This is a genomic window from Actinospineispora acaciae DSM 45401 (assembly GCF_000620785.1).
GTDB classification, from domain to species: domain Bacteria; phylum Actinomycetota; class Actinomycetes; order Mycobacteriales; family Pseudonocardiaceae; genus Pseudonocardia; species Pseudonocardia acaciae.
This window is the reverse complement of record NZ_JIAI01000002.1, coordinates 467,243-493,685: the sequence shown is the minus strand read 5'-3', so window position 1 is coordinate 493,685 and position 26,443 is coordinate 467,243. Positions and strand designations below refer to the sequence as shown.

Below are 26,443 nucleotides of genomic sequence, written 5' to 3'. Positions count from 1 at the left end.
GAGCGGCCCGGCTCCGCCGTATCGTGCGGAACGACCCGCCGAGCCTCGGTTCGGTTGGGTATCGCGTTGGTCGTACTCCGAACGGATGACAGAATCGCCGCGTGGGGGTGCACCCGGCCCGCGGTGCGGTGCGGGATCAGGCGAGGGCTGTCGTGCGGGTGCTGACGCCCGGTGGGGAGGTCGTCGGTGCGGGTTTCCTGATCGGGCCGGACCTGGTGGGTACCTGTGCGCACGTCGTCGCCGACGCCGCCGCGTCCGACCCCTATGCGCCGCTGCCGCCTCGGGCGCCGGTGCGGGTGGACCTGCCGCTGGTGCACGGCTCCGAGCCGCTGCGCGCGCGAGTGCGGAACTGGTCACCGATCCGGCCGGACGGGACCGGCGATGTGGCGGTGCTGCGGCTGGAGCGGCCGGTGCCCGGCGGTGCGCGGATGCCGCCGCTGCGGCGGGTGGACGCGCTGTGGGACCACGGTTTCCGGGTACTCGGGTTTCCGGAAGGTCAAGCCGACGGGGTGTGGGCTACCGGGAGGATCCGGGGCGAGCAGGGCACGCGCTGGTTCCAGCTGCAGGCGGCGCCGGGCGAGCAGGGCATCGTGGAGGGCTTCAGCGGCTCGCCGGTGTGGGACGAGGACAGCGGCGCGGTGGTCGGCATGACGGTGGCGGCGGACCGGAGGGCGGAGTCAGGCACGGCGTATCTGATCCCGATCGAGCAGGTGCTCGGCGTCGACCCGGAGCTGCTGCCGTGCCCGTACCGGGGGTTGGAGCCGTTCGGCGAGGAGCACGCGGCGTTCTTCTTCGGCCGCGACCCGGACATCGAACGGCTGCTGGCCGCGGTCGCCGCCCAGCCGCTGGTCGCCGTGGCCGGACCCTCGGGGGTTGGGAAGTCGTCGCTGGTGCGCGCGGGGCTGCTGCCCCGGCGGCGCGATGCGGGGGTGCGGGTCGCCGATCTGCGCGTCGGACCCGGCACGGTGCCGGCCGCCGCGCTGGCCGCCGCCCTGATCCGTGCCCTGCGCCCGGGGCTGGCGCCGAATGAGTCGGCGGCGGCCGTCGCCGGGATGGTCGAGCGGCTGCGCGCGCCGGACCCGTCGGCTCGCGCCAGGGCCGTCCGGGAGCTGGTGGGCACTGCGCCCGGGCCGGGTGTGCTGCTGTTCGTCGACCAGTTCGAGGAGCTGGCGGCCACCCAGCCCGGGGTGGCGCGCGAGCTGTTGCTGCTGGTCGTCGAGCTGGTCGAGACCGGGCGGCTGCGCGCGGTGCTCACCGTGCGCTGGGAGTCGCTGACCGACCTGATGGCCCCGGCGGCCGCCGCCGGTCCGCTGCCCCGGTCGCTGGACTCCGTCCTCGACGCCGGCTCCGCGCTGGTGGCGGGCACCGTGCTGGTCGGCCCGATGGACCGCACCCGGCTGCGGGACACGGTGGTCGGCCCGGCGCGGCGAGCGCCCGGCCTGTCGTTCGAACCGGGCCTGGTCGACCGCATCCTGGACGACGCAGGGACCGAACCCGGCCAGCTACCGCTGGTGGAGTCGCTGCTCACGCAGTTGTGGGAACGGCGCTCCGGCGGCTATCTCACGCTCGCCGCCTACCACGCGGCGGGCGGCGTCGCCGGGGCACTGGCTGCCCGCGCCGAGCACCTGCTCGCCCAGTTCCGCGACCCCGCCGAGCAGTACTGGCTGCGCCGGCTGCTCACCCAGCTCACCCAGCCGGACCGCGACGGCCGATTCGTACGCCGGCCCGTGCCGATGACCGAGATCCCGCCCGAGGCGCGGCACCTGGTGCCCCGGCTGGCGGCCGGCCGGCTGGTCGTGACCCAACACCACGGCAACGGCGGGGAGACCGTCGAACTGGCGCACCAGGCCCTGGTCGAACACTGGCCACGGCTGCGGGCCTGGCTGGCCGAGGACCGCGACTTCCTTGCCTGGCGCGCCCAACTCGACCAACAGCGCGAGCGCTGGGAGCGCGCCGCCCACGACGCCGGCGCGCTCCTGCGCGGCACCGCGCTCGCCGCCGCCCAGCAGTGGATGCCCACCCGAGGCGCCGAGGTGTCCCCGGCCAGCCAGGACTACGTGCGCCGCAGCGTGGTACGCCAGCGCCGCGAGGTGCGGCGCTGGCGGGTGGTCACGGCCGTGCTCGCCGTGCTCGTACTCGCCGCCGGCGCCCTGACCGTAACCGTGACCGAACGCGGAAACCGACTGGAAGAACAACTACGAGCCGCGACCGCCGGCAGCCTCGGCCGCGAGGCACTCGCCGTGACCCGCACCGACCCGGAGCTCGGCAGCCGGCTGGCCCTCGCCGCCTGGCACGCCGACCCGAACAGCCTGCCCGCACGCGAAGCGCTGGCCGTCTCCGCGTTCGCCATGCGATCGGTCACCGGGGTGCACCCGGACATCACGGGGCAGCGAATCGCGAGGTTTCGGCAGAGCGCGAACGGCGACACCATGGTGGCGACCGACCTGACCGATCATGACGTCGTGCTGACCGGCCTGACCGGTCCGCAGCCACCGCGACGCTGGGACCTGCCCGCCGGCTCTGCCCTCATCATCAGCGGGGACGGCTCGCAGCTGCTCGCCCCGGGATTCGAGCACGGCATGGAGCTCTGGGACGTCCGAACGCAGAAGTCCGTCCCGTTGTGGGATGCGCCGAAGGGCTCGGAGGTACACGGGTTCAGCCCCGACGGCGAACGGCTTGCCTGGCTGGGGCCCTCGACGCCGGCCGGACGGCAGCTCACGGTGTGGGACACCCGGACCCGCACGGCGCTGCCGCACACGGTGCCGCCGGTCCCCGACGGCAGCAAGCCGGAGATAACGCCCACCACGGACCCGGACACCATCCTGTTCGCCACCGCCCTGGCCGAGAAGGACGCGGGGACACGGGTCGTGGCCAGGTCACTGTCCACCGGCGCCGAGAAGGTGTCCTTCCCCGCACCCGCCATCGTCACCCAGCACGGACGGTCGGTCGTCTCCTGCGACGACACGAACCCCGACAATGCGTTCCTCACCGTATGGCAGGCGGCGTCGGGCGCCGAACTCCGGCGGATCCCTCTGCGTGACTCCGGCCAGTTCACCTGCAAGAACCTGCGTATCACCGCGGACCGAGGACATGTCGTCGAGGAACGGTGGGTACTGCCCGAGTCCAACGGAGTAGCGGTACGGGTGATCCGCCTGGCGGACGGCATGACCTACGACACGTTCGTCCCGGCGTTCGCCGTGTCGCCCAGGGGCTGGACCGCCGGCTTCCGCCCCGTCGAGGACATGGGCGTCGCAAGCGGCGCGGACGGCCCCGTCCTGCTGTTGGTCAGCGGCCGGTCGGTGCTCCGCCTGGCGACGACGCCCGAGCCGAGCTGGGAGATAAAGCCGGTTCGCACGGAGCTGGGCGCGGACGGCAGCGTGGTCGTGGCCTACAACTTCGACCGGATCACCACGTTCGACCGTCGCTCCGGGCGACGGGTTGCCAGCATCCCCGTCTCCGGCGACGCGGGCCCTGCGCACCCGCAGCTCTCAGAGGTCGAAGGGGACCTGCTGTCCTTTCCTGTCCAGACCGAGCAGGGCTTGCGAGTGGACACCTTCAGGCTCCCGGGTCTCGATCCGGTCAGCAGCTATCCGCTCCCACCCTCCCAGGCGGGTTCAGCGGAGGAAACCGCGATCGCGGCCGAACCGGGACGTCTCTACGCGCTGAGCGATGGGAAGGTGTCGCTCTGGGACACGGCCAGGGGGGTGATGATCGGTGTGCCCGTCCCGCCTGACGGACGCGGCGGGTCCCCGAGACTGGCGCCGCGCCCCCAGCATCCCGGCCAGGTCGCCATCATGGGCCCCGACCATGAGGTGCAGCTGTGGGACCTACCCGCGCAGCGGCTACTGCAGACCCTGAGACCATGGGAAGGCAGCCCGGCGGGGGAACACTCGATCGCCTTCAACCACGACGGTTCTCAACTCGCGACGCTCGTCGACTCCGGGACGCTGCAAGTCTGGGACGTGGGCCGGCACGAGCTGGCGCACCCACCGATCCCGGTGCCGACCGGATCCACGCTCATCGGGATCGCCGCGGACGGCACCGTGCTCATCCAGACCCAGAATCCCCTCCTCGGCTACCGGGCGACGTTCTGGAGCCCCTCCGCCGGCCGCCAGGTCGGCTCGATCGGGCTCGCGTACCAGCAGTCGGGCAAGCTGTCCACCGACGGCGCAACGCTGACGCTCGACGGGGTCGGCGGCGTCCCCCCGTCCTCCATGGCCATCACGCCCCAGCAGTGGCGCGACGATTTGTGCAAGTTCGCCGGTCGCCCATTCCCGGCCGGAGAACGCTCGTCACTGCCCGCCGATGTGGGCGACGGTTCGCCCTGCGGCTGACTGGGACCACTCCCATCGGACGGCTGACAGAGTCGTCCGGGTGGCAGAGCATCCGGCGCGCCGCGCGGTGCGTGATCAGGCGAGGGCCGTCGTGCGGGTGCTGGCGCCCGGTGGTGAGGTCGTCGGCGCGGGCTTCCTGATCGGCCCGGACCTGGTGGGCACCTGCGCGCACGTCGTCGCCGAGGCCACCGCGTCCGACCCCTATGCGCCGATGCCGCCTCGGGCGCCGGTCCGGATCGACCTGCCGCTTGTGCGCGACGCCGGCTCCGAGCCGCTGCGGGCCCGGGTTCGGCACTGGATGCCGATCCGGCCGGACGGGACCGGTGACGTGGCGGTGCTGCGGCTGGAGCGGCCGGTGCCCGGCGGCGCGCGGATGCCGCCGCTGCGGCGGGTGGACGCCCTGTGGGACCACGGTTTCCGGGTGCTCGGCTTCCCGGAAGGTCAAGCCGACGGCGTGTGGGCTACCGGGAGGATCCGCGGCGAGCAGGGCACCCACTGGTTCCAGCTGCAGGCCGCCCCGGGCGAGCAGGGCATCGTGGAGGGCTTCAGCGGCTCCCCCGTGTGGGACGAGGACAGCGGCGCGGTGGTCGGCATGACGGTGGCCGCCGACCGTAGTCCCGACACCACCACCGCCTACCTGATCCCGATCGAACAGGTGCTCGGCGTCGACCCGGAGCTGCTGCCGTGCCCCTACCGCGGCCTGGAGCCGTTCGGCGAGGAGCACGCGGCGTTCTTCTTCGGCCGCGACCCCGACATCGAACGGCTGCTCGCCGCGGCCGCCGCCCAGCCGCTGGTCGCCGTGGCCGGACCCTCGGGCATCGGGAAGTCGTCGCTGGTGCGCGCCGGGCTGCTGCCCCGGCGGCGCAATGCGGGGGTGCGGGTCGCCGAGCTCCGTGTCGGGCCCGGCACCAGGCCGGCCGACGCGCTGGCCGCCGCCCTGGTTCCGGCGCTACGACCGTGGCAGTCCCGGGACGCGCAGGCGGCGGCCATCGCCGACCTGGCCAGGCGCTTGCGTGCACCAGACCCGTCGGTTCGCGGCTCTGCCATCAGCGAGGCCATCGGGGAGCTGGCGGCCCGGGCCCCGGAGCCGGGCGTGCTGCTGTTCGTCGACCAGTTCGAGGACCTGGCGGCCAGCCACCCCGGGGTGGCGCGCGAGCTGTTGCTGCTGGTCGTCGACCTGGTCGGGACCGGGCGGCTGCGCGCGGTGCTCACCGTGCGCTGGGAGTCGCTGACCGACCTGATGACGCCGGCGGCGGCGGAGCGGCTGCCCCGGTCGCTGGACTCCGTCCTCGACGCCGGCTCCGCGCTGGTGGCGGGCACCGTGCTGGTCGGCCCGATGGACCGCACCCGGCTGCGCGAGGCGGTGGTCGGCCCGGCGCGGTGGGCGCCCGGCCTGTCGTTCGAACCGGGCCTGGTCGACCGCATCCTGGACGATGCCGGGACCGAGCCCGGCCAGCTCCCGCTGGTGGAGTCGCTGCTCACGCGGCTGTGGGAACGGCGGACGGGCGGCTACCTCACCCTCGCCGCCTACCACGCGGCCGGCGGGGTCGCCGGCGCGGTGGCCCGGCGGGCCGAGCACCTGCTCGCCCAGTTCCGCCACCCCGCCGAGCAGTACTGGCTGCGCCGGCTGCTCACCCAGCTCACCCAGCCCGACCGGGACGGCCGGTTCGCGCGCCGGCCCGTGCCAATGGCCGAGGTCCCGCCCGAGTCGCGACACCTGGTGCCCCGGCTGGCGGCCGGCCGGCTGGTGGTGCTGCGAGACTGCGGCAACGGTGGGGAGATTCTCGAGCTGGCCCACCAGGCCCTGATCGAGCACTGGCCACAGCTGCGGGCCTGGCTGACCGAGGACCGCGGTTTCCTCGCCTGGCGCGCCCAACTCGACCAACACCGCGAACGCTGGGAGCACGCCGCCCACGACCCGGAGGCGCTGCTGCGCGGCACCGCGCTCGCCACGTCCCAGCGGTGGATGCCCACCCGAGGCGACGAGGTCTCCCCCGCCAGCCAGGACTACGTCCGCCGCAGCGTGCGGCGCCAACGACGGGAGGCATGCCGCCGGCGGGTGGTCGCCGCGGCGCTCGCCGGGCTGGTGCTCGCCGCCGGTGCGCTGAGCATGGTCGCTACCGAACGGGGAAGCCGGCCGGACGAACCGCCGCAACCACCGGCAACCTCGGCCGCGAGGCAGTGACCGGCGCCCGGCCGACTCAGGCGAGCCGGGCGCAGCTGGCCCGGTGCACCAGCCGGGTGGGCAGCAGGACCGGCTCGGTGGCCGCCGACCCGTCCAGCGCGTCCTGGAGCAGGCGCATGGCGGCCCGGCCCAGCTCGTAGGTGGGCACAGCGACGGTGGTCAGGGTGGGGCGGACGTAGGACGCCATCGGGACGTCGTCGAAGCCGACCACCGAGACGTCCGCCGGCACCGCGAGGCCGGCGTCGGCGAGCGCGGCGTAGGCCCCGAACGCCATCCGGTCGTTCGCGCACAGCAGCGCCGTCGGGGGCGTGCCGGTGAGCAGCGAGCGGGCCGCGTCGTAGCCGCCGTGTTCGTCGAAGCCGGCGACGCGCTCGGCGGTGGGCAGGGCGGCGGCGGCCATCGCGCGGCGGTGGCCGAGCAGGCGGTCCTGGGCGGTGCTGGAACCCTCGGGGCCGCCGAGGAACGCGATCCCGCGGTGGCCGAGGCCGATCAGGTGGGCGGTGGCGTCCTCGGTCGCGGCGGTGTTGTCCACCCGGACCGACGGGTGCGCCAGCCCGTGCCGGCCGACCATGACCAGCTTGGTCCGGTATGTCTCGAACACGCGGGGGTGCCCGGGCAGCTCGGAGAGGTTCCCGCCGGCCACGATCACGCCGTCCACCCGGGCCTTGACCAGCGTGTCCAGGTAGGCGGCCGTCTTGGCCGGGTCGCGGTCGGTGTTGCACAGCACGACCCGGTAGCCGAGCTGGGACGCGGCGTCCTCCACCCCGCGCACCAGCGGCGGGTAGTACGGGTTGGAGATGTCCGGCAGCACCAGCCCGATCGTCGAGGTGCGCTGCTGCAACAGCGCCCTGGCCAGGTCGTTCGGCCGGTAGCCCAGCTCGTTGATGGCGCGCACCACCCGGTCGCGGGTCTCCTCGCGCACCACGATGTCCGCCGAGGCGGGGCTGAGCACCCGGGACACCGTCGCGACCGAGACGCCCGCCGCCGCGGCCACGTCCCTGATGCTGACGGCCGCCTTGTTCCTGGGCATCCGCTCTCCCCGTTCCCGACGCGCTCGCTCTCGCGTAAAGCATTACACGCCGGGCGCCCCCGCTCAGGGCACCAGTACGACCTTCATCGGGTCGCCGTCGCGCTCGCGCACCACCCGGAACGCCTCCGCGATGTCCGCCAGGTCGAACCGGTGGGACACCAGCCGGGCGCCGCGCAGCTTCCCGGCCGCGGCCATCGCCACCGCCCGCTTCACGTTGTTGCCGCCCTCGCCCCGGGAGGTGTACATGGTGATGTCGCTCCGGACGGCCGCGCTGAGGTCGAAGGTGATCGGCCCCGGGTAGAACGCCACGAACACGATCCGCCCGCCGCGCTTGGTCATCTGGACGCACTGCTCGGGCACCGACGGCCCACCGGAGGACTCGATCACCCAGTCCGCGCCGTCGCCGCCGGTCAGCTCGCGGACCCTGGCGACCGGGTCGACCTCGCGCGCGTTGACGATCTCGTCCGCGCCCAGCTCGGCGCCCAGGCGCAGGCGTGACTCCCTGGTGCCGACCAGGATCACCCGGCGCGCCGCGAGCTGCGTGCACAGCTGCACGGTCATCAGGCCGATCGGGCCGGGGCCGACCACCACCACGTCCTGCCCGGCCATGTACCCGCCGGCCACGTCGATGCCGTACAGCCCGGTGCCGGCCGTAGTGATCAGCACGGCGTCCTCGAACGACACCGTCTCCGGCATCTTGTACAGCGCCTTGACGTCGTGCACCGCGTACTCGGCGAAGCCGCCGTCGACGGTGATTCCACTCGCCCGTTGGCCTTTACCGGGGCGGGCGTAGTTCAGGCACGCGGTGTAGCGGCCGACCACGCAGTTGTCGCACCGGCCGCAGCCGGCGTGCACCTCGATGCACACCTTGTCGCCGGGGGCGAGCTCGTCGACGCCCTCGCCGAGGTCGGCCACCGTGCCCGTCCACTCGTGGCCGGGGGTGAACTCGCCGAACGGCGGGGTCTGCGGGAAGTGCCCGTCGAAGATCTTCAGGTCGGTCGCGCAGGTGCCGCACATCGCCACCCGCACCAGCACCTGGTGCGGCCCCGGCTTGGGCACCGGGCGGTCCACCACCCGAATGTCGCCGGGGCCGAACAGCACGGCGGCCCGCATCATGTCCGGGATCGTCATCCTCGCACCACCTCCGAGCGTCGCGTCCCGGTCAGCGCACCGAGCAGGACCTCGGCCGCCTCGGTGCCGAACCGGGGATCGTTGATCGTCATGTCCAGCTCGCGCAGCTCCACCGACGGGGCCAGCTCGGCGTGGAGCACGTGGACGAACGCCGCGTTCGCCGCCGGGTCGTGCAGCGCGCCGCCCGGGGCGCCCACCTCCGACCAGCCGCGCAGCGGGACCAGCACGGCGGTCGGGCCCCGGGCGGCGTTGGCCCGCGCCGCGAGCAGCCGGGCCACCGCCGCCAGCTCGTCGGCGTCGGCGCGCACGTTCGTGTTCCTGGGGTTGTGGTGGTGGACGGCCCGCCCGCGCAGCCTGGCCGGGATGGTGTCCTCGGCGCCGAAGCAGTAGTACTCCAGGCCGCCGGGCGCGATCACCTGCGGCAGCGCACGGCGGCCCGCCGCGGTCAGCCGGCCCGGGCGCACCGGGGCGTAGATGTCCGCCGGCTCCAGCTCGCCGAGCAGCTCGTGCGTGGTCAGGTCCAGCACGCCGGCGAACATGCCGTCCTCGACCAGTCGTTCCATCGCCGACCCGCAGGCGCCCGAGGCGTGGAACGCCACCGCGCGTCGCCCGGCGGCGGCCAGCCGGGCGGACGCCGAGGTGACCGCCGCGTGGGTGTTGCCGAACGCGGTCACCGCGACCGGCCGGCCGCTCTCGGGTAGCCAGGGCTGGTCGCGCACCGAGATCATGCCGGCCAGCGCGGCGGCCGCCCGGCGCAGCACCGGCCCGGTGACCTCGTTGGGGCCGCCGAGCAGGTCGCCGACGGCGAACATCATGGTGATGTCGGAGTCCCCGACGAACCCGCGCACGTTCCCGGACGCCACGGTGGACACCACCACCTTGGGCAGCCCGTACGGCAGCTCGCGCACGGCGGCCGCCGCGATCGAGGTGCCCTGGTTGCCGCCGATGCCGATCACGCCGAGCAGCCGCCCGTCCGCCAGCCAGCCGCGCAGCAGCACCCCGGCCCCGTCCCCCATCGCGGCCATCGCCACGTCCCGGCGTGCGTGTTCGCGCAGGTCCGCGAGCTCGTGACCGCCCGCGCCCGCCACCTCCGCGGCGGCCACGTCGGCCCCTGGGCAGGGGCGCAGCCCGGTGTCCACCAGCCGGGCCGCGAGGCCGTGGCCGGTCAGCTCGTCGCGGACGAACCTGGCCTCGGCGGACTTCGTGTCCATGGTGGCCAGCACCGCCACGAACTCGGGCTTCATCCGCCGACCTCCGCGAGCGGCGCCGTGTCCTCGGCCAGCCGCAGCCCGCCGGGCGTGGTCAGCCGCAGCCGCGCGGCGAGCAGCGCGACCCTGGCGTTGTCCTCCAGGTACTCGGTGCGGTAGTACGCGGTCCGCAGGTCCGGCCCGACGGTGATGGTGCCGTGCTCGCGCAGCACCACGGCGCGGGTGTCCGGGTCGGCCAGCACCCGCGCCACCTCGGCGGCCAGCTCCGCCGACCCGGCCGGCAGCAGCCCGACCACGCCTACCCGGCGCAGGTGCGCCCTGGCCGCCGTGTGCACCAGCGGGATCGGCTCGTCGGCCACCGCGAACGCGACGGCGTGCGGCGGGTGCAGGTGCACGATCCCGCCCACGTCCGGCCGGTTCCGGTAGACCTCCAGGTGCCAGCGCCACTCCTTGGACGGCCGGCGCCCGTCGTCGAGCACCGTGCCGTCCAGCCGCATCAGCACGGTGTCCGAGACGTCCATCTCGCCCTGGCAGCCGCCGGTCGCCTTGATCAGCACCAGCTCGGTGCCGGGCACCCGCACGCTGTTGTTGCCGCTCACCCCGACCACCAGGCCACGTTCGTACCCGCGCCGGGACACCGCCACCAGCTCCTCGCGCAGGAGCCTCACCGCCGCCTCGGTCACAGCCTCACGCCCGCTCCGGGTAGTCGCTCCGGGTGATCTCGACCTTGAACTGCCGCACCTCGTTGACGTACGCGGTCAGGTGCGCGGCCATCCGGTCCAGCATGGCCAGGCCCTTGTCCCGGTTGGACCGGAACGGGTTGCCGATCACCGCGGTGTCGCAGTACTCGTGGTGCTCCATCGGCACCCAGATGTTCTCCGAGCCCTGGAACTTCACGGTCGCGGTGCCGTCGACCTTGGAGAACGCCCCGGTCATGTAGGCCGGCGCATGCGCGGTGTCGGACACCGCGCGGTCCATGTCGACCAGCCCGTCGGCGGTGGCCATCAGCACCGAGGTCTCCAGCTCGCTGGAGTGCCAGCCCGGGGTCTCCTCCGGCGGGTTGTCGAACAGGTCGGCCACCACCGAGGCGTCCCGCTCGGTCGGCGTCTTGTAGTACGAGATGTACGCGCCGGTGTCGTAGCGCAGCTGGCGCATGATCTCGTCGATCGGCTTGACGTTCGAGCCGTGGTGGCTGACGAACACCAGCTTGCGGAAGCCGTGGTAGATCAGGCTGCGGGCCACGTCGTGCATCACCCGGCGGTAGGTCTCGGCGCGCAGCGTGATGGTCCCGGCGCCTTCAAGGTGCCGGCCCATGTGGTGCGGCGAGTAGCCGAACGGGACCAGCGGCGAGTACAGCACGTCGGCGTCGCGGGCGGTCCGCTCGACGACCTCCATGGTCACGTAGCTGTCGGTGCCCAGCGGGAGGTGCGCGCCGTGCTTCTCGGTGCTGCCGAGCGGCACGAGCACCACGTCCTGGTTGCCCTCGGCCAGCCGCTCGGTGACCTCGGCGTAGGACAGCGCCAGGATGTTGTGCTTGCGCTCGGCGTTCGCGTCGGCGTCCATGTAATCCTTTTCAGCCATCGTCGGTCCTCTCTGTCGTCGAGCCGGTGCACGCCTATCGCCAGCGGGGGTCGCCGCGCCGCTCTCCCAGCGTCGACACGGCGGCGGTCACAGGGCCGCTGTCCACCAGCCGCTCGTACGGCGGCGGGTCGTGCTCGAGGATCCCCAGCCCGCGCATGGTGGCCACCGTCGCCTCGATCCGCTCGCGGTCCAGGCCGGTGTTCACCGGGAACACGCCCTGGCGGCCGAGCAACTCGTCGTACGCGGCGGAGATGACGTCCTCGCCGAACGTGGTGGCGCCCGCGACGATCCGGACCGTCTCCGCCTTGTTCTCGTACATGAACCGGTGCGCCCTGGTCAGCGCGGTGAGCAGCCGGGTGGCGGTGTCCCGGTTGCGCTCCAGCCACGGCCGGGACACGAAGTACGTGCCGTAGTGGTAGGTCGGGACGATGTCGGCGAGGTTCGCCAGCACGTGCAGGTTCGGGTTCTGCCGCACCGCCGCGATGCCCTGCTCGGTCTGCAGGATCGCCGACTGGATGCGGCCGTCGACCAGTGCCGCGGTGTAGTTCTGCGCGTCCACCGGCACGTACTCCACGTCCCGGGGCGTCAGGCCGCCGGACTTGAGCACCAGCCTGGACATCACCTCGCGGAACGCGCCGACCTCCTGCACGCCCACCCGGCGCCCGCGCAGGTCGGCGGGGGTACGGATGGTGGACGGGGTCACGGCGGAGACCGCGAGGCGGTCGGTGTAGGCGCCGATGATCGCGACGTCCCCGCCGGCGGCGGTTGCGTTGACCACGGGCTCGATGCTGGCCGCCCCGACGTCGAGCGCGCCGCCGACCACGCCCTGCGCCACCGACACCCCCGAGCGCAGGTTCTGCGTCTGGACGCTCAGCCCGGCCTCGGCGAGGAACCCCTTCTGCTGGGCGACAACGATGTCGGCGTTGGCGAAGCTCGTCACCCCGGTCGGCAGGCCCAGGCGGATCGTGGTGCCGCCGCCGGGGCCGCTGGGCGCGCTCGGGCGGTCTCCGAAGGCGCCGCAGCCGGCGACGAGCAGGCAGAGGACGGCGAGCAGAGCCCGTGTCGTACGCATGCCGCCCCCCCTCAGTCCTTCGCCGACCAGCGGACGATGCGACGCTCGACCAGCTCCAGCAGCGCGGTCAGCAGCACGCCGAACACCGCGATGACCAGGATGGGGACGAACGTCCGGTCGGTGCGGAAGCTGTTCGCGTTGGTCACGATCAGGTGCCCGAGGCCGGCGAACGCGGTGAAGAACTCGGCCACGATCACGCCGATCAGCGCCCGCCCGATGGCCAGCCGCAGCCCGGTCACCACGTACGGCAGCGCCGAGGGCAGGATCAGGTCGAACCACATGCGCCGTTCGCCCGAGCAGAACGAGCGGGCCACCTCGACCAGCTCGCGATCCACCTCCTGGACCCCGCGCATGGTGTTGATCAGCACAGGGAACAGCACGAACAGGATCACCACCACCGTCTTCGCGGTCGGCCCGAAGCCGAACCACACCACGATGACCGGGATCAGCGCCACGCTGGGCGTCGCGTAGAGGGCGTTGAGCGGCAGCTCGATCAGCGCCGCCAGCACCCGGTTGCGCCCGGCGGCCAGGCCCACGCCCAGCCCGACCGCCACCCCGATCAGCGAGCCCATGCCCAGCACGACCAGGCTCTCGCCCAGCGCATGGGGCAGCGTCCCGTCCGCGACCATCCGCACGAACGCGACGGCGATCGCGCTCGGCGAGGACAGCAGCACCGGGTTCACCGCCCTGCCGTACGCCTCCCAGCCCGCGAGGATCGCCACCACCGAGGCCAGCCGCAGCGCCCACGTCGTGCCGGGCGCGAGCGGCGCGTTGATGCTCCGGGCCGGCCGGCGGGTCCTCGGCGGCCGGCCCGCGCTGACCGGCTGCGGGCTGGTCATCGTCGTCATGTCCGCTCCAGGTGCGAGCCGTTCTGCAGCGCGGACCAGAGCTGGTCACGCAGGTCGGCGTAGGACTCGTGGGACCGCACGCCCCTGGGCGTGCGCGGGCGGGGGATGCGCACCGGAACCTGCATCGCGACCCGCCCCGGCGGGCCGTCGATGACCACTATCCGGTCGGCCATCAGGATCGCCTCGTCGATGTCGTGCGTGATCAACATCCCGGTCATGTCCCGGTTGCGCTCCCACAGCCGCAGCACCTCGTTCTGCAGCACCTCGCGGGTGATCGCGTCCACCGAGCTGAACGGCTCGTCCAGCAACAGCAGCTCGGGCTCCACGCACAGCGCCCTGGCGATCCCCACCCGCTGCTTCATCCCGCCGGAGAGCTGGTGCGGGTACAGCCGCGCCACGTGCGCCAGGTTCATGATCTCCAGCAGCCGGTCCACCCCGCCGCCCTCGTCGGCCCGGCCCTGCACGCGCAGCCCGTACTCCACGTTCGCCCGCACCGTCTTCCACGGGAACAGCCCGAACTGCTGGAACACCATGGCGATCCTCGGCGTCGGGAACAGCACCTCGTCGCCGTCGAGCAGCACCGAGCCGCCGGCCGCCGGCAACAGCCCGGCCACCGCCCGCAGCAACGTCGTCTTCCCGCCGCCGGAGGTGCCGATGATGCCCACCAGCTCGTGCGGCTCCACCGTGAGCGTGACGTCGTCGAGGATCTGGTTGCCGGCCAGCCGCACCGAGAGGTGATCCAGCGTGACCTTCGGGATCGCGGTGTTCAACGGCCTCCCCCAAGCTCCATTGCCTGCGGTGCGAGGACTCCGTGCTCCGTGTGTGTAACGCTTTACACAAAGTAGGGACGCCACCCGGTCGTGTCAACCTGCAGGGCTCAGTGCGGGCCGGTGGCGCCGTACTCGTGCTCGCCGGTGATCAGTTCGCCGGTGACGAACCGGCGCGGGCCGAACCGGGTCAGCTCCGGGCGTTCGGGGCCGCCGTCGACCATCCAGCGCGCGAGCTCCGCGCCGATCGCGGGCGCCTTGCCGAAGCCCGAGCCGCTCCAGCCCGCCGCCACGTACAGCCCGTCGGGCCCGGTCGGGCCGAGCACCGGGCGCCCGTCGGGGGTGATGTCCAGCGCGCAGGTCCGGCCCAGGCGGTAGGCGGCGTCGCGCATGCTCGGGACGCGCCGGCCCAGGCGCTCGCGGCAGTCCCGGACGAACGACTCGTCGGGTTCGCCGGTGTCCGCGTCCGGGCCGGCCAGCCACTCCCGCTCCGGGGCGTGCCGGCCGACCAGGGTGCACCAGTCGGCGGTGGGGCGCAGGTAGGTGTCGTTGGCGACGTCGGTCATGACCAGGTGGGTCGTGAGCTGGTACGGGCGTTGGTACAGCATGACCTGGATGCGCGCGGCCCGGATCGGCAGCTCGACGCCGACGCCGGCGGCCAGGCCCGGCGTCCAGGCCCCCGCCGCGAGCAGCACCGCGTCCGCGCGCCGCGCACCGGCGTCGGTCAGCACGCCGGAGACCCGCCCGCCGGACTCGATCACCGACACCGCGCGCGCCCGCTCCACCCGCGCCCCGAGCCGCCGCGCGGCCGCGAGCAGCCCGAGCGTGGTGGCCACCGGGTCGGCGTAACCGGCCCGCTCCTCGTAGGCCACCAGGCTGATGCCGTCGGGCACGGCGGCCGGTTCGACCTCGGCCAGCTCGTCGGGTTCGAGCAGCTCCTCGGCCAGCCCGTGCGGGCGCAGCATGGCGACGTTGGCCCGCACCGCCGGGGCGTCGGCCTCGTCGGCGAGGTAGGCGAAACCGCTGCGGGTGAACCCGCATCCGCCGCCCACCCGCTCGTCCCACCGCTCGTAGTAGTCGGTGAGGCTCTCCCAGGCCAGGCCGGCCTCCACCACCGTGGCGTGGTGCCCCCGGATGATCGCCCCGGAGCGCGGCGTCTGCCCGCCGAGGCAGCCGGCGGCGTCCAGCACCAGCGTGTCCACGCCCCGCTCGGCGAGGTGGAACGCCACGCTCGCGCCCACCACCCCGGCGCCCACGATCACCACGTCCGTCACCCCTGCGCCCCCTCCGGTTCCCGGCACCTGACCGTCGCGCGCAGCTCCGCCGTGGCATAGCCGCTGGCGACCGCCCAGTAGTAGCAGCCCAGCCCGAGCACCAGCGCCACCGCGCTGTCCCACGGGAACGGCAGCACCGGGCTGTCCAGGCCGCCGTAGGCGCCGTAGTACGACAGCAGGTACAGCGCGAGCAGCAGCACCACCGCCCAGCTCGCCGCCCCCAGCTCCCGGCGCCCCTCGGGCGTGGCGGCCCGCCACATCAGCGCCGTGAACGCCGCCACCTCGGCGGCGACCAGGCCCCAGAACGCGGGGAACGGCAGCACCCCGGTGCCGAGCGGGCCGGCCACCTGCGTCGCGGCCCAGCACACCAGGAACGCCACGCCGGTCGCCTTCGCCGCGCCGTCGGCCAGCCGGCCCTGCCTGCGCCCCTGGTACAGCGCGTAGACCGGCAGCGCGACCAGGACCGTGGCCACCACCCCGTTCAGCACCTCGTACCCGGACCAGTAGAGGATCATGCTCGCGGCCAGGAACCCCAGCGGGGAGAACAGCCGCGAGCGGCGCAGCACGAACGGCCGCTCGGCGTCCGGCGCCACCCGCCGCATCACCTGGAGCTGGGGGGCCGCGGCCAGGTAGGTCACCACGGCGGTGGAGCTGGTGAACCCGATGAGCTGGTACCAGCCCGGGAACGGCAGGAAGAACGCGCAGCCGACCACCAGGCAGCCGACCAGCCCGGCCCACGGCACCCGGTGGCGGTCGCTGATCCGCCCGAACACGCCGGGCAGCCCGCCGTGCACGGCCATCCCGTACACCGTGCGGGCGGTGTCGCCCATGTAGATCCAGCCGGTGCCGGCCGGCGAGATCACCGCGTCGACCAGCAGGAACACCCCGAACGCGCCCAGCAGCGCCACGCCCGACGACTCCAGCGCCGAGTACAGCGGCTGGTGCGCCCACCCGCTCGTCTCCAGCCCGGCCCAGTCACCGGGCCGCACCCCGGCCGCACCCCAGTTCAGCGCGCCGACGAACGCCGCCTGCAACAGCACGTAGATGACCGCGCAGACCAGCACCGACCCCACCGTGGCAATGAGGATGTCACGCTGCGGCCGCCGCGACTCGCCGCCGAAGTTCACCCCTTCCCGGAACCCCTGGAACGCGAACACGATCCCGGACACCGCAATGGCGTTGAACACCGCGCCCCAGCCCCTCGGCGCGACGCCTCCGTACATGGTGAAGTTCGAACCGTGGAATACCGCGAACAACAACACGAACGTCAACACGGGGATAATGAGCTTCCACCAGCTCACCCATTGGTTGAACCGACCGAAGAACCGTATCCCGAGAACGTTGATAATGAAGAATGCGACCATCAGCAGTACCGCCACGATACGGCCGGCCCCGGTGAGCGTGTTCTTTCCCTCCGCCGCTCCGGTCAGCGCGACCCCGGTCCACTCGTGAATGTAGGACGCCGCGTACTGGGTGACGCCGAGCGCCTCGATGGCCACCGTCGTCACCGCGCCCAGCAGCATCGACCAGCCCATCAGGAACCCCAGGTACCCGCCGTGGGTGAGGTACGGGTAGCGCACGATGCCGCCGCTGCGCGGGAGCATGGTCCCGGTCTCGGCGTAGTTCAGCGCCATGAACAGGACCAGCACCGCGGCCAGCACCCAGGAGACGACCACCGCCGGCCCGGCCACCGAACCCGCCGCGAGCACCGCGAACAGCCAGCCGGACCCGATGATCGAGCCGATCGAGATGAACAACAACTGCTGGGCGGACAGCGTCCGGCGCAGCTTCTGGTCGCCCGCTTCCCCGTGCTCCACCGACGGCCTCCCCGTTGAGCCGCTGTCGTCGCACCCCAGCATCGGTCGGCCGGTGGCCGGTACGGAAGACGGCGACACGGGTGGTCAGTGCCGCTGAGACCAAGCAACGCTTGCGGACGGCTCGCCGGGAAGTAATTGCACCATTCCCGCGCGGCATAGGAAATGGTGTCGAACATCGCATCGCCCGGTCGATCACCGTCACGAACCGCACCGATCGGCGGTCGCGTCGCCGGGGCGTGTACCGTTCCGCTCGATGCCATCCTCCGCACGTGTCGTTCACGACCGGCCCGGGCGTTCGAGGTCCGGGGCCGCCCGGGGCCGGATTCGCCGGGCCTGCGCCGTCGTCGCCGCTATTGCGGTCTCGGCGCTGCCGCTGGTCTTCGCGCCGACGAATCCCGGTGTGCCGGAATGCCCGACGGGGCTGGCGTGCCATTTCGTCCCGGCCGCCTATGCGGCGGACGGGAACTACGACACGGCGGACCGGCCGCACGACGGGAACGACATTCGCTACATCGTCATTCACGACACCGAGGAGACCTACGACAGGACGCTCGGCCTGTTCGCCAACCCGCGCAAGGGCGCGGCGGCGCACTACGTGGTGCGTTCCTCGGACGGCGACGTGACCCAGGCCGTCCGCACCGAGGACATCGCCTACCACGCCGGGAACTACTGGTACAACACGCATTCGATCGGCATCGAGCACGAGGGGGTGCTCGTCGACGGCGCCCGCTGGTACACCGACGCGATGTACGAGTCCTCCGCGCGGTTGGTGCGCTACCTCGCGGCCCGCTACCACATCCCGCTGGACCGCGAGCACATCCTCGGCCACGAGGAGGTGCCCAGCGCCACGCCGAAGGGGGCCGGCACGGCGCACTACGACCCCGGCCCGTACTGGGACTGGGACCGGTTCTTCGCCCTGCTCGGCGAGCCGCTGCGCGGTGACCGGCCGTCGCCGGCGAGCGCGGCGGCCCCTCCGGTGCCGGTGCCGTCGGTGCTCACGCTGGTGCCGCCGTTCGACGCCAACGCCCAGCCGCTGCGCCAGTGCGTGCGGGCGAGGTGCACCGACCTGCCGGCGCAGGGCTCCAACGTGGTCTACCTGCGGACCGCCCCGGCCGCCGACGCCCCGCTGATCGGCGACCCGGCGGTGCACCCGGACGGCTCGCCGGGGACCACCGAGGTGTCGGACTGGTCGGCGAAGGCGGTGGCCGGGCAGTCGTTCGTCACGGCGGGGCGCAGCGGCGAGTGGACGGCGATCTGGTTCGGCGGGCGGCTGGCCTGGTTTCGGGATCCGGGCGGTCGGCTCGGCGTGCCCGGTGGGTGGCTCGGGCCGATGCTGACCCCCCGGCCGGGGCGGACGTCCATTCCGGTGTACGGCGCCGCGTACCCGGAGGCGGCCGCCTATCCGGGCACGATCCCGGCGACGGACCTCGCGCCGCTGCCGTACCGCATCCCGGCCGGGCAGGTGTACCTCGGCGTCGCGGAGAACCCGGGGGCGTACTACTTCGCGCGCTTCGACGGCACCGACACGCCGGACAACCACAGCGTGGTCACCGGACAGCGGCGGTTCTGGGCGATCTCGTTCAACCACCGGCGGGTGTTCGTGGACGCCCGCGACGTACAGGCGCTGCCGGGCGGTCGGTTCGCGCCGGACTAGGCCCGTGCCAGGCGCAGCGGCGGGGCGGAGGTGGCGCCGACGACGCGGGCGGCGACCCAGGCGATGCCGTCGGCGGTGCGGGCCGGGGTGTCGGAGGGTTGCATGATGTGGCTCAGGGCCAGCCGGACGATCAGGTCACCGAGCACGGCGGCCTGGTCGGCGGTCAGCGGCGGGCGGTAGGAGCGCACCCGGCGGGTCAGCAGCGCCTCGGCCTCGGTGAGCAGGGTGCCGGCCCTGGTGGTCAGCAGCGGCAGCAGCTCGGTGTCGGCGCCGTGGGTGGCCGAGGCGATCGCCCTGATCAGGGCGTTGTCGTGGGCGAGCTCCAGCACGCCGAGCGCGGCCGCGTAGATCGCCTCGACCAGGTCCTCGGGGTGGCGGTCGAACGCGTCGCGGACCAGGGCGAGGAACCGGCCCAGCTCGTGGGAGACCATGGCCTCGGCCAACGCGGTCTTGGAGCCGATCTCGTTGTAGACGGTCTGGCGGCTCACCCCGACGACCTCGGCCAGCCGTGCCATGGTGACCGCCGCCCAGCCGGCCTCGGCGGTGAGCTTGATGGCCGCCTCGATCAGCGGCCGGCGGTACCGGCCGCCCTCGCCCGGTACCGCCGACCGCTCGCTGCCGATGGTCACGCACTCACCGTCCCCGTTGCCACGAAGTCGACCTTCTCCTTCACCCCGCAGTCGGGGCAACACCAGGAGTCCGGGATCACCGACCACGGCGTGCCGGCCGGGAACCCCTCGCGCGGGTCGCCGCGCTTCTCGTCGTAGACGTAACCGCAGCCGGGGCACGTCCCGCCGGCCTCGGCGTTGCCCAGGGGGTCGGCAGGGCTGTCGGCAGGGTAGTGCTCGACCGCCGGCGCCGCGGCTCCGTACCGGGCCAGGACCTTCGCCCGCCGGCCGGGCTGGATGTTGGCGCGGGTGATGTCGCCGTCGAAGTGCGCGAGCACGCGCGGGTCCATCACCCGCCGCCAGACCGGCGGGATCAGGGCCAGCGTCATCATCCCGGAGTACCCGGTGGGCAGCACCGGCGACTCGGCGAAGTCGCGCAGCGTCTGGTACCGGCGGACCGGGTTGGCGTGGTGGTCGCTGTGCCGCTGCAGGTGGTAGAGCAGCACGTTGGTGGCGATGTTGTTGGAGTTCCAGCTGTGGCTCGGGTCCACCCGCTGGTAGCGGCGCCGGTCCGGCGGGCCGACCTTCCGCCGCAGCATCCCGTAGTGCTCCATGTAGTTGACGATCTCCAGCAGCGAGAACCCGACCACCGCCTGGATCACCAGGTACGGCAGGATGCCCACGCCCAGCCAGGCGACCATCGCGGCCCACAGCACCGCGGACATCAGCCAGGCGTTGAGCACGTCGTTGCCGATCCGGTACGGGTGCCGGTCGCGCCGGGCGTAGCGCTTGCGCTCCAGCCGCCAGGCCGACCGCACCGAGCCGGCCACCGTGCGCGGCCAGAACCGGTAGAAGCTCTCCCCGACCCTGCTGCTGGCCGGGTCCTCCGGGGTGGCCACCCGCACGTGGTGGCCCCGGTTGTGCTCGATGTAGAAGTGCCCGTAGAAGCTCTGCGCCAGCGCGATCTTCGACAGCCAGCGCTCGTGGCTCTCCTTCTTGTGCCCGAGCTCGTGCGCGGTGTTGATGCCGATCCCGCCCACGCACCCGATGCTGATCGCCAGCCCGATCTTGTCCACCAGCGTCAGGTCACCGCGCGCGATCAGCCAGAACGCCACGACGAAGCCGGCGTACTGGATCGGCAGGAACGCGTAGGTGATCCAGCGGTAGTACCTGTCGTTCTCCAGCGCCTCGATCACGTCGTCCGGCGGGTTCGACCTGTCCAGGCCGGCCACCAGGTCGATCGCCGGCACCACCCCGAGGATGACGATCGGGCCGATCCAGAACCAGACGCCCCAGCCGGTCACCGCGTGCATGCCGATCGCCAGGAACGCCAGCGACGGCACCACCAGGCCGATCAACCACAGGTACCGCTTGCGATCGGTCCACCGCTCGGTCGAACCGGACGGAACCGTTCCCGCCGCGCCGCTCATGTCAACCTCCCCGACGAAGTTGACAAAACTGTAGCTGTTGTATAGCTAGCTTGACAAGAGATAGTCCGATGTAAAGTTGCTAGGGGAGCTCCAGGGTGCGGGCGAGCGGGACTCCGGGGCGGTAGGCCAGGTGGCGGTAGGAGGGGGCGTTCAGGAGCGCGAGGTCGGCCCGCGCGCCGATGCGCAGGTGGCCGACGTCGTCGCGGCGCAGCGCCCGGGCCGCGCCCAGGGTGGCCGCCTGGACCGCCTCGACGGGCGTCATGCGCATCTCGCGGACGGCCAGCGCGATGCAGAACGGCATGGACGAGGTGTAGCAGGTGCCGGGGTTGCAGTCGGTGGCCAGCGCCACGGTGGCGCCGGCGTCGAGCAGCCGGCGCGCGTCCGGGTAGGGCTGGCGGGTGGAGAACTCCACGCCGGGCAGCAGGGTGGCCACCGTGTCGCCGCCGGCCAGCGCGTCGACGTCGGCGTCGGACAGGAACGTGCAGTGGTCCACGCTCGCGGCGCCCAGCTCGACGCCCAGGCGCACGCCGGGTCCCTCGGAGAGCTGGTTGCCGTGCAGCCTCAGGTCCAGCCCGGCGGCGCGGCCGGCTTGCAGGATCACGCGGCTGGCGTCGGCGTCGAAGGCGTGGGGGGACGCGGGCTCGCAGAACACGTCGACCCAGCGGGCGTGCGGCGCGCAGGCGGCCAGCATCGGCCCGGTGACCAGCTCGACGTACTCGTCCACCTTGCCGGCGTACTCGGGCGCGACGATGTGGGCGCCCAGGTACGTCGTCTCGGTGGTGACCTCGCCGGCCAGCCGCAGCGCGCGCTCCTCGTCGGCGATGTTCAGCCCGTACCCGCTCTTGACCTCGATCGTGGTGGTGCCCTGGGCGCGGGCCTCGGCGACCAGTTGGTTCAGGCGTGCGCGCAGCGTGGCGTCGTCGGCCGCCCGGGTGGCGCGCACCGTGGAGGCGATGCCGCCGCCGTCGTAGCGGGCGCCGGACATGCGCGCCTCGAACTCGGCGGCCCGCTCGTCGGCGAACACCAGGTGGGTGTGGCTGTCCACGAACCCGGGCAGTACCGCGCGGCCGTCGACGTCCACGCGGTCGTCGGCATCGGGGGCGCGGGCGGCCGGCCCGACCCAGGCGATGTGGTCGTCGTCGACCACCAGCGCGGCGTCGGTGAGCAGGCCCAGCGGACCCTCGCCCTGGGCCGGGTCGTTGGTGACCAGCTCGGCGATGCCGGTGACGAGCGTGCTCATGGTTTCTCCCACAGCGGTTCGATGGCGGTCCTCAGGTGTGCTCCGACGTCTCCGAGCAGGTGGCGTCCGGCGGTGACGACCTGGCGTCCGTCGACGATCACGGTGTGCACGTCGGGTGCGGTGGCGACCAGCACGGCCTGCTCGGGCGTTGTGCCCGCGGTGCGCGCGGTGTCCAGCGCGACGGCGACCAGGTCGGCGCGCCGGCCGGGGGCGATGCGGCCGGCGTCGGGCCAGCCGATGCTCGCCTGGCCGGCCTCGGTCAGCGCGGCGACCAGCGCCGGCGGGGTGAACCGGCCGCGCTCGCGGTGGGCCAGCCGCTCGTAGGACTCGACCAGCCGCGCCTCGGTGAGCAGGTCGGTGTGCGCGTGCTGGTCGCTGCCCACGGCCAGCGGGGAGCCGGCGTCGGCCAGCGCGCGGAACGGGCCGATGCCGTCGCCGAGGTCGGCCTCGGTGGTCGGGCAGGCGCACACGGTCGTCCGCGAGCCGCCCAGCCGCCGGATGTCCTCGCTGGTCAGGTGGGTGGCGTGGACGGCGGTGGTGTGTTCGCCGAGGACTCCGTGGGCGGCCAGCAGCGCGGTCGGGGTCTGCCGGTAGTGCGCCAGGCAGGCCTCGTTCTCGGCGGGCTGCTCGGAGAGGTGCGCGTGCAGCGGCCGGTCACGGGCGGCGGTGAGTACGGGCGCGAGCTGGTCCGCGGGGACGGCGCGCACGGAGTGCACGGCGGCGCCGATCCGTACGGTGTCGCTGTCGGCCAGTTCCGCGACCCGTTCGGCCCATGCGGCGGCGTCGGCGTCGGCGAACCTTTTTTGGACCGGGTCCGGCGGGGTGTGGCCGCCGGCGGTGAGCCCGCCCGCGAGGTAGCAGGCGTCCAGCAGGGTCAGCCGGATCCCGGCGTCGGCGGCGGCCGCGATGAGCGCGCGGCCCATGGCGTTCGGGTCGTGGTACGGGGTCCCGCCCGGGCCGTGGTGCAGGTAGTGGAACTCGCCGACCGCCGTGACCCCGGCCAGCGCCATCTCCGCGTACGCCGCTCGGGCCAGCGCGAGGTAGCCGTCCGGGTCGAGCCGCTGCGCGACGGCGTACATCCGCTCCCGCCACGTCCAGAACGTGCCGCCCCTGTCGTGCGTGCGCCCGCGCAGCGCGCGGTGGAAGGCGTGGCTGTGCGCGTTGGCGAACCCGGGCAGCACCAGGCCGGCCAGCCTGGTGTCGCCGGGCGCCGGGTCCGCGCCGGCGGTGACCGCCGTGATCCGCCCCGCGTCCGCGACCACCCGCACGTTCGCCCGGACGCCGTCGTCGAGCCAGGCGTGCTCGCAGAACCAGGTCACGCCAGGTTCTCCAGCACCTGGGCCAGCGCGCGCACGCCGTGGTGGCAGTCGGCCGGCTCGGCGTGCTCGTCGGGCGCGTGGGACACGCCCGTCGGGTTGCGGACGAACAGCATGGCGGTCGGGATGCCGGCGGCGGACAGGATGCCGGCGTCGTGCCCGGCCCCGGTGGGGAGCACGGGGGCCGGCTTTCCGTCGGCGCCGGCCAGCACGCGCGCGAGCCTGTCCCGCAGTTCGGCGTCGAACGCGGTGGCCGAGGTCCACGACTCCTCGGCCGGCGTCACCCCGGCGGCGGCGCCCACGGCGGCCACCACCTTCCTGACGTCCGCCTCGACAGGGCCTCGGGCGTCCAGCCATGCGGTCACCGCCGACGGGATGGCGTTCACGCCGTTCGGGTGCACGGCGAGCTTGCCGATGGTGGCCAGCGCGTCGTGCTCGGCCGCGGCGGCGCGGGCCTTCGCGATGGCGGCGGCCAGGTCGAGCATCGGGTCCGAGCGGTCCGCGAGCCGGGTGGTGCCGGCGTGGTCGGCCCGCCCGCGCAGGTCCAGCCGCCACCGCCCGTGCGGCCAGATGGCGCTCGCCACCCCGACCGCCGCGTCGCCGTCGACCAGCCCCTTGCCCTGCTCGATGTGCAGCTCGACGAACGTCCCGACCCGGCGCAGCGCCTCGTCGTCCCGCCCGACCCGCGCCGGGTCGTGCCCGGCGGCCGCCATCGCCTCCGCCATCGTGGTGCCGTCCACGTCCGCCAGCGAGCGGGCCCGGTCCGCGTCCAGCGCGCCGGTGATGATCCGGCTGCCGGCGCAGGCCACCCCGAACCGGGCGCCCTCCTCGTCGGAGAACGCCGCGATCGCCAGCGGCCGGCTCGGGCGCCAGCCGGACTCGCGCAGCGCGTCCAACGCCGCGAACGCGGACACCACGCCGAGCGGGCCGTCGAACGCGCCGCCGTCCGGCACCGAGTCCAGGTGGCTGCCCACCACCAGCCCCGGCCCGTCGGCGTCCGGGTCACCCAGCCAGGCCCACAGGTTGCCGCCCCGGTCGCTCATGACGTCCAGCGACCGCCGCCGCGCCTCCCCGGTGAACCATTCGCGCAGCTCACCGTCCGTACGGGTCCACGCGAACCGGCGGTAACCACCGCTGCCCGCGTCCCGACCGACCGGCGCCAGCTCGTCCCACAGCCCGTCGAACGTCATGAGTCCGTTTCCTGGATGGGAACCCGGATCCCGTGCTCCTCGGCGACCTGACCGGCCAGCTCGTAGCCGGCGTCGACGTGCCGCAGCACCCCGGTGGCCGGGTCGTTGTCCAGCACCCTGGCCAGCTTGCGCGCGGCCAGCTCGGTGCCGTCGGCCACGCTCACCTGGCCGGCGTGGATGCTGCGCCCGATGCCCACCCCACCGCCGTGGTGGATGGACACCCAGGTCGCGCCGCTGGCGGTGTTCAGCATCGCGTTGAGCAGCGGCCAGTCCGCGATCGCGTCCGAGCCGTCGGCCATCGCCTCGGTCTCCCGGTACGGCGAGGCCACCGACCCGCCGTCCAGGTGGTCGCGGCCGATCGCGATCGGCGCGCTGATCTCGCCGGAGGCCACCAGCTCGTTGAACCGCAGCCCGGCCCGGTCCCGCTCGCCGTGCCCCAGCCAGCAGATCCGCGCCGGCAGGCCCTGGAAGGCGATCCGGTCCTGGGCCGCGCGGATCCACCGCTGCAGCCTGTCGTTGTCTCCGAACAGCTCCAGCACCGCGCGGTCGGTGGCCGCGATGTCCTTCGGGTCGCCGGACAGCGCCACCCACCGGAACGGCCCCTTGCCCTCGCAGAACAGCGGCCGGATGTACGCCGGCACGAAGCCCGGGTAGGCGAACGCCCGGTCGAACCCGCCCTGGCGCGCCTCGTCCCGGATGGAGTTGCCGTAGTCGAACACCTCGGCGCCGGCGTCGGCGAACCCGACCATCGCCTCCACGTGCTTGGCCATCGAGGCGCGCGCCCGGTCGGTGAACTCCTGCGGCTTCTTCTCCGCGTAGTCGCCCCAGTCGTCCAGGTCGATGCCCTCGGGCAGGTAGCTCAGCGGGTCGTGCGCGCTGGTCTGGTCGGTCACGATGTCGATCTCCACGCCCCGCCGGAGCAGCTCGGGGAACACCCAGGCGCCGTTGCCCACCACCCCGACCGACAGCGCGCGCCGCTCCCGCTTCGCGCGCTCGCAGCGTTCGATCGCCGCGTCCAGGTCCGGGGCGACCTCGTCGAGGTAGCGGTGCTCCACCCGGCGCCGCAGCCGGGTCTCGTCCACGTCCACGATCAGGCAGACGCCGTCGTTGAGCGTGACCGCCAGCGGCTGCGCGCCGCCCATCCCGCCGCAGCCGGCGGTCAGCGTGAGCGTGCCGGCCAGGGTGCCGCCGAACCGCTTCTCCGCGACGGCCGCGAACGTCTCGTAGGTGCCCTGCACGATGCCCTGGGTGCCGATGTAGATCCACGACCCGGCCGTCATCTGGCCGTACATGGTCAGCCCGAGGTGCTCCAGCCGGCGGAACTCCGGCCAGTTCGCCCAGTCACCGACCAGGTTGGAGTTCGCGATCAGCACCCGGGGCGCCCACTCGTGGGTCCGCAGCACGCCGACCGGCCGCCCGGACTGCACCAGCATCGTCTCGTCGTCCGCGAGCGTGGTCAGCGTCCTGACCATGGCGTCGAAGCTGGCCCAGTCCCGGGCGGCGCGCCCGGTGCCGCCGTAGACCACCAGCGCGTCCGGCCGCTCGGCGACCTCCGGGTCCAGGTTGTTCTGGAGCATCCGCAGCGGCGCCTCGGTCTGCCAGCTCCTCGCGGTGAGCGCGCTGCCCCGGGGGGCTCGGACCTGTCGTGGTTCGCTCATCTCGTCACTCCCGTCTTGCCACGGACGATCTCGGCCCGAGCATTGCCGCCCCGCCCGCCGGAGGCCAGGGCCGAGCCCCCGGTTCCGTCTCAGATACCAG

19 protein-coding genes are annotated in these 26,443 nt (G+C 73.5%); 3 read left to right on the top strand and 16 right to left on the bottom strand.

The window, feature by feature from the left end:
* Positions 1–152: 152 nt before the first annotated feature.
* Together N912_RS0111910 and N912_RS0111905 are read left to right on the top strand one after the other, a co-directional pair.
* Complete coding sequence (locus N912_RS0111910) at positions 153–4,334, top strand: nSTAND1 domain-containing NTPase (RefSeq protein ID WP_169747867.1); 4,182 nt, start codon at positions 153–155, stop codon at positions 4,332–4,334.
* A gap of 40 nt (positions 4,335–4,374) precedes the next feature.
* Positions 4,375–6,519 carry a S1 family peptidase gene (locus N912_RS0111905; protein ID WP_169747866.1) on the top strand — a complete coding sequence of 715 codons (2,145 nt, stop codon included), beginning with the start codon at positions 4,375–4,377 and terminating at the stop codon, positions 6,517–6,519.
* A gap of 16 nt (positions 6,520–6,535) precedes the next feature.
* On the opposite strand, the gene N912_RS0111900 is transcribed toward N912_RS0111905, so the two are convergent.
* The 10 genes from N912_RS0111900 to N912_RS51290 all read right to left on the bottom strand — a co-directional run bounded on the left by N912_RS0111900 (position 6,536) and on the right by N912_RS51290 (position 17,247).
* Positions 6,536–7,549: a LacI family DNA-binding transcriptional regulator gene (locus N912_RS0111900; RefSeq protein WP_028922600.1), complete on the bottom strand. Its 1,014-nt coding sequence runs from the start codon at positions 7,547–7,549 to the stop codon at positions 6,536–6,538.
* 63 nt (positions 7,550–7,612) lie between these two features.
* Positions 7,613–8,680 (bottom strand): zinc-dependent alcohol dehydrogenase, encoded by a 1,068-nt coding sequence (locus N912_RS0111895; protein ID WP_028922599.1) that lies wholly within the window; start codon positions 8,678–8,680, stop codon positions 7,613–7,615.
* Positions 8,677–9,924 carry a Tm-1-like ATP-binding domain-containing protein gene (locus N912_RS51310; protein WP_037064237.1) on the bottom strand — a complete coding sequence of 416 codons (1,248 nt, stop codon included), beginning with the start codon at positions 9,922–9,924 and terminating at the stop codon, positions 8,677–8,679. The genes N912_RS0111895 and N912_RS51310 overlap by 4 nt, the downstream gene beginning before the upstream one ends.
* Positions 9,921–10,556, bottom strand: coding sequence for a class II aldolase/adducin family protein (locus N912_RS51305; RefSeq protein WP_169747865.1), 636 nt, complete (start codon positions 10,554–10,556; stop codon positions 9,921–9,923). The genes N912_RS51310 and N912_RS51305 overlap by 4 nt, the downstream gene beginning before the upstream one ends.
* Before the next feature lie 19 nt (positions 10,557–10,575).
* Entirely contained in the window at positions 10,576–11,469 is an 894-nt protein-coding gene (locus tag N912_RS60200; RefSeq protein WP_064745241.1) for a creatininase family protein, read from the bottom strand.
* A 34-nt stretch (positions 11,470–11,503) separates the two neighbouring features.
* Positions 11,504–12,541, bottom strand: a complete 1,038-nt coding sequence (locus tag N912_RS0111875) for an ABC transporter substrate-binding protein (RefSeq protein ID WP_028922598.1) — start codon at positions 12,539–12,541, stop codon at positions 11,504–11,506.
* An 11-nt stretch (positions 12,542–12,552) separates the two neighbouring features.
* On the bottom strand, positions 12,553–13,389 hold the full coding sequence (locus tag N912_RS0111870; RefSeq protein WP_051580069.1) for an ABC transporter permease: 837 nt from the start codon (positions 13,387–13,389) through the stop codon (positions 12,553–12,555).
* Positions 13,386–14,159 (bottom strand): ABC transporter ATP-binding protein, encoded by a 774-nt coding sequence (locus N912_RS51295; RefSeq protein WP_051580068.1) that lies wholly within the window; start codon positions 14,157–14,159, stop codon positions 13,386–13,388. Before N912_RS51295 ends, N912_RS0111870 begins: the two co-directional genes overlap by 4 nt.
* A gap of 107 nt (positions 14,160–14,266) precedes the next feature.
* A complete protein-coding gene (locus N912_RS0111860; RefSeq protein WP_028922596.1) occupies positions 14,267–15,430 on the bottom strand; it encodes an NAD(P)/FAD-dependent oxidoreductase in 1,164 nt (387 codons plus the stop codon).
* A complete protein-coding gene (locus N912_RS51290; protein ID WP_245645256.1) occupies positions 15,427–17,247 on the bottom strand; it encodes an APC family permease in 1,821 nt (606 codons plus the stop codon). Before N912_RS51290 ends, N912_RS0111860 begins: the two co-directional genes overlap by 4 nt.
* 253 nt (positions 17,248–17,500) lie before the next feature.
* Between N912_RS51290 and N912_RS0111850 the strand changes: the two genes are divergently transcribed.
* Positions 17,501–18,901, top strand: a complete 1,401-nt coding sequence (locus tag N912_RS0111850) for an N-acetylmuramoyl-L-alanine amidase (protein ID WP_084210819.1) — start codon at positions 17,501–17,503, stop codon at positions 18,899–18,901.
* Here N912_RS0111850 and N912_RS0111845 read toward each other — a convergent pair.
* From N912_RS0111845 to hutU, 6 genes are all read right to left on the bottom strand, one after another.
* Entirely contained in the window at positions 18,898–19,530 is a 633-nt protein-coding gene (locus tag N912_RS0111845; RefSeq protein WP_028922594.1) for a TetR/AcrR family transcriptional regulator, read from the bottom strand. The genes N912_RS0111850 and N912_RS0111845 overlap by 4 nt on opposite strands.
* Complete coding sequence (locus N912_RS0111840; RefSeq protein WP_028922593.1) at positions 19,527–20,939, bottom strand: fatty acid desaturase; 1,413 nt, start codon at positions 20,937–20,939, stop codon at positions 19,527–19,529. The genes N912_RS0111845 and N912_RS0111840 overlap by 4 nt, the downstream gene beginning before the upstream one ends.
* Before the next feature lie 79 nt (positions 20,940–21,018).
* The gene (hutI, locus tag N912_RS0111835) at positions 21,019–22,179 is read right to left on the bottom strand and encodes an imidazolonepropionase (RefSeq protein WP_028922592.1); all 1,161 of its coding nucleotides are present in this window, start codon (positions 22,177–22,179) and stop codon (positions 21,019–21,021) included.
* On the bottom strand, positions 22,176–23,498 hold the full coding sequence (locus tag N912_RS0111830) for a formimidoylglutamate deiminase (protein ID WP_028922591.1): 1,323 nt from the start codon (positions 23,496–23,498) through the stop codon (positions 22,176–22,178). Before N912_RS0111830 ends, hutI begins: the two co-directional genes overlap by 4 nt.
* On the bottom strand, positions 23,495–24,685 hold the full coding sequence (locus tag N912_RS0111825; protein ID WP_028922590.1) for an allantoate amidohydrolase: 1,191 nt from the start codon (positions 24,683–24,685) through the stop codon (positions 23,495–23,497). Before N912_RS0111825 ends, N912_RS0111830 begins: the two co-directional genes overlap by 4 nt.
* Entirely contained in the window at positions 24,682–26,343 is a 1,662-nt protein-coding gene (gene hutU, locus N912_RS0111820) for a urocanate hydratase (RefSeq protein ID WP_028922589.1), read from the bottom strand. Before hutU ends, N912_RS0111825 begins: the two co-directional genes overlap by 4 nt.
* Between the last annotated feature and the right edge of the window lie 100 nt (positions 26,344–26,443).

Excerpts from the sequence above, each read along its gene's own strand:
- N912_RS0111840 (WP_028922593.1), bottom strand. The coding sequence starts at position 20,939 with ATGAGCGGCGCGGCGGGAACGGTTCCGTCCGGTTCGACCGAGCGGTGG.
- N912_RS60200 (WP_064745241.1), bottom strand. The coding sequence starts at position 11,469 with ATGGCTGAAAAGGATTACATGGACGCCGACGCGAACGCCGAGCGCAAG.
- N912_RS51310 (WP_037064237.1), bottom strand. The coding sequence starts at position 9,924 with ATGAAGCCCGAGTTCGTGGCGGTGCTGGCCACCATGGACACGAAGTCC.
- N912_RS0111875 (WP_028922598.1), bottom strand. The coding sequence starts at position 12,541 with ATGCGTACGACACGGGCTCTGCTCGCCGTCCTCTGCCTGCTCGTCGCC.
- N912_RS0111825 (WP_028922590.1), bottom strand. The coding sequence starts at position 24,685 with ATGACGTTCGACGGGCTGTGGGACGAGCTGGCGCCGGTCGGTCGGGAC.
- hutI (WP_028922592.1), bottom strand. The coding sequence starts at position 22,179 with ATGAGCACGCTCGTCACCGGCATCGCCGAGCTGGTCACCAACGACCCG.
- N912_RS0111900 (WP_028922600.1), bottom strand. The coding sequence starts at position 7,549 with ATGCCCAGGAACAAGGCGGCCGTCAGCATCAGGGACGTGGCCGCGGCG.
- hutU (WP_028922589.1), bottom strand. The coding sequence starts at position 26,343 with ATGAGCGAACCACGACAGGTCCGAGCCCCCCGGGGCAGCGCGCTCACC.
- N912_RS0111895 (WP_028922599.1), bottom strand. The coding sequence starts at position 8,680 with ATGACGATCCCGGACATGATGCGGGCCGCCGTGCTGTTCGGCCCCGGC.
- N912_RS0111850 (WP_084210819.1), top strand. The coding sequence starts at position 17,501 with ATGCCATCCTCCGCACGTGTCGTTCACGACCGGCCCGGGCGTTCGAGG.
- N912_RS0111870 (WP_051580069.1), bottom strand. The coding sequence starts at position 13,389 with ATGACGACGATGACCAGCCCGCAGCCGGTCAGCGCGGGCCGGCCGCCG.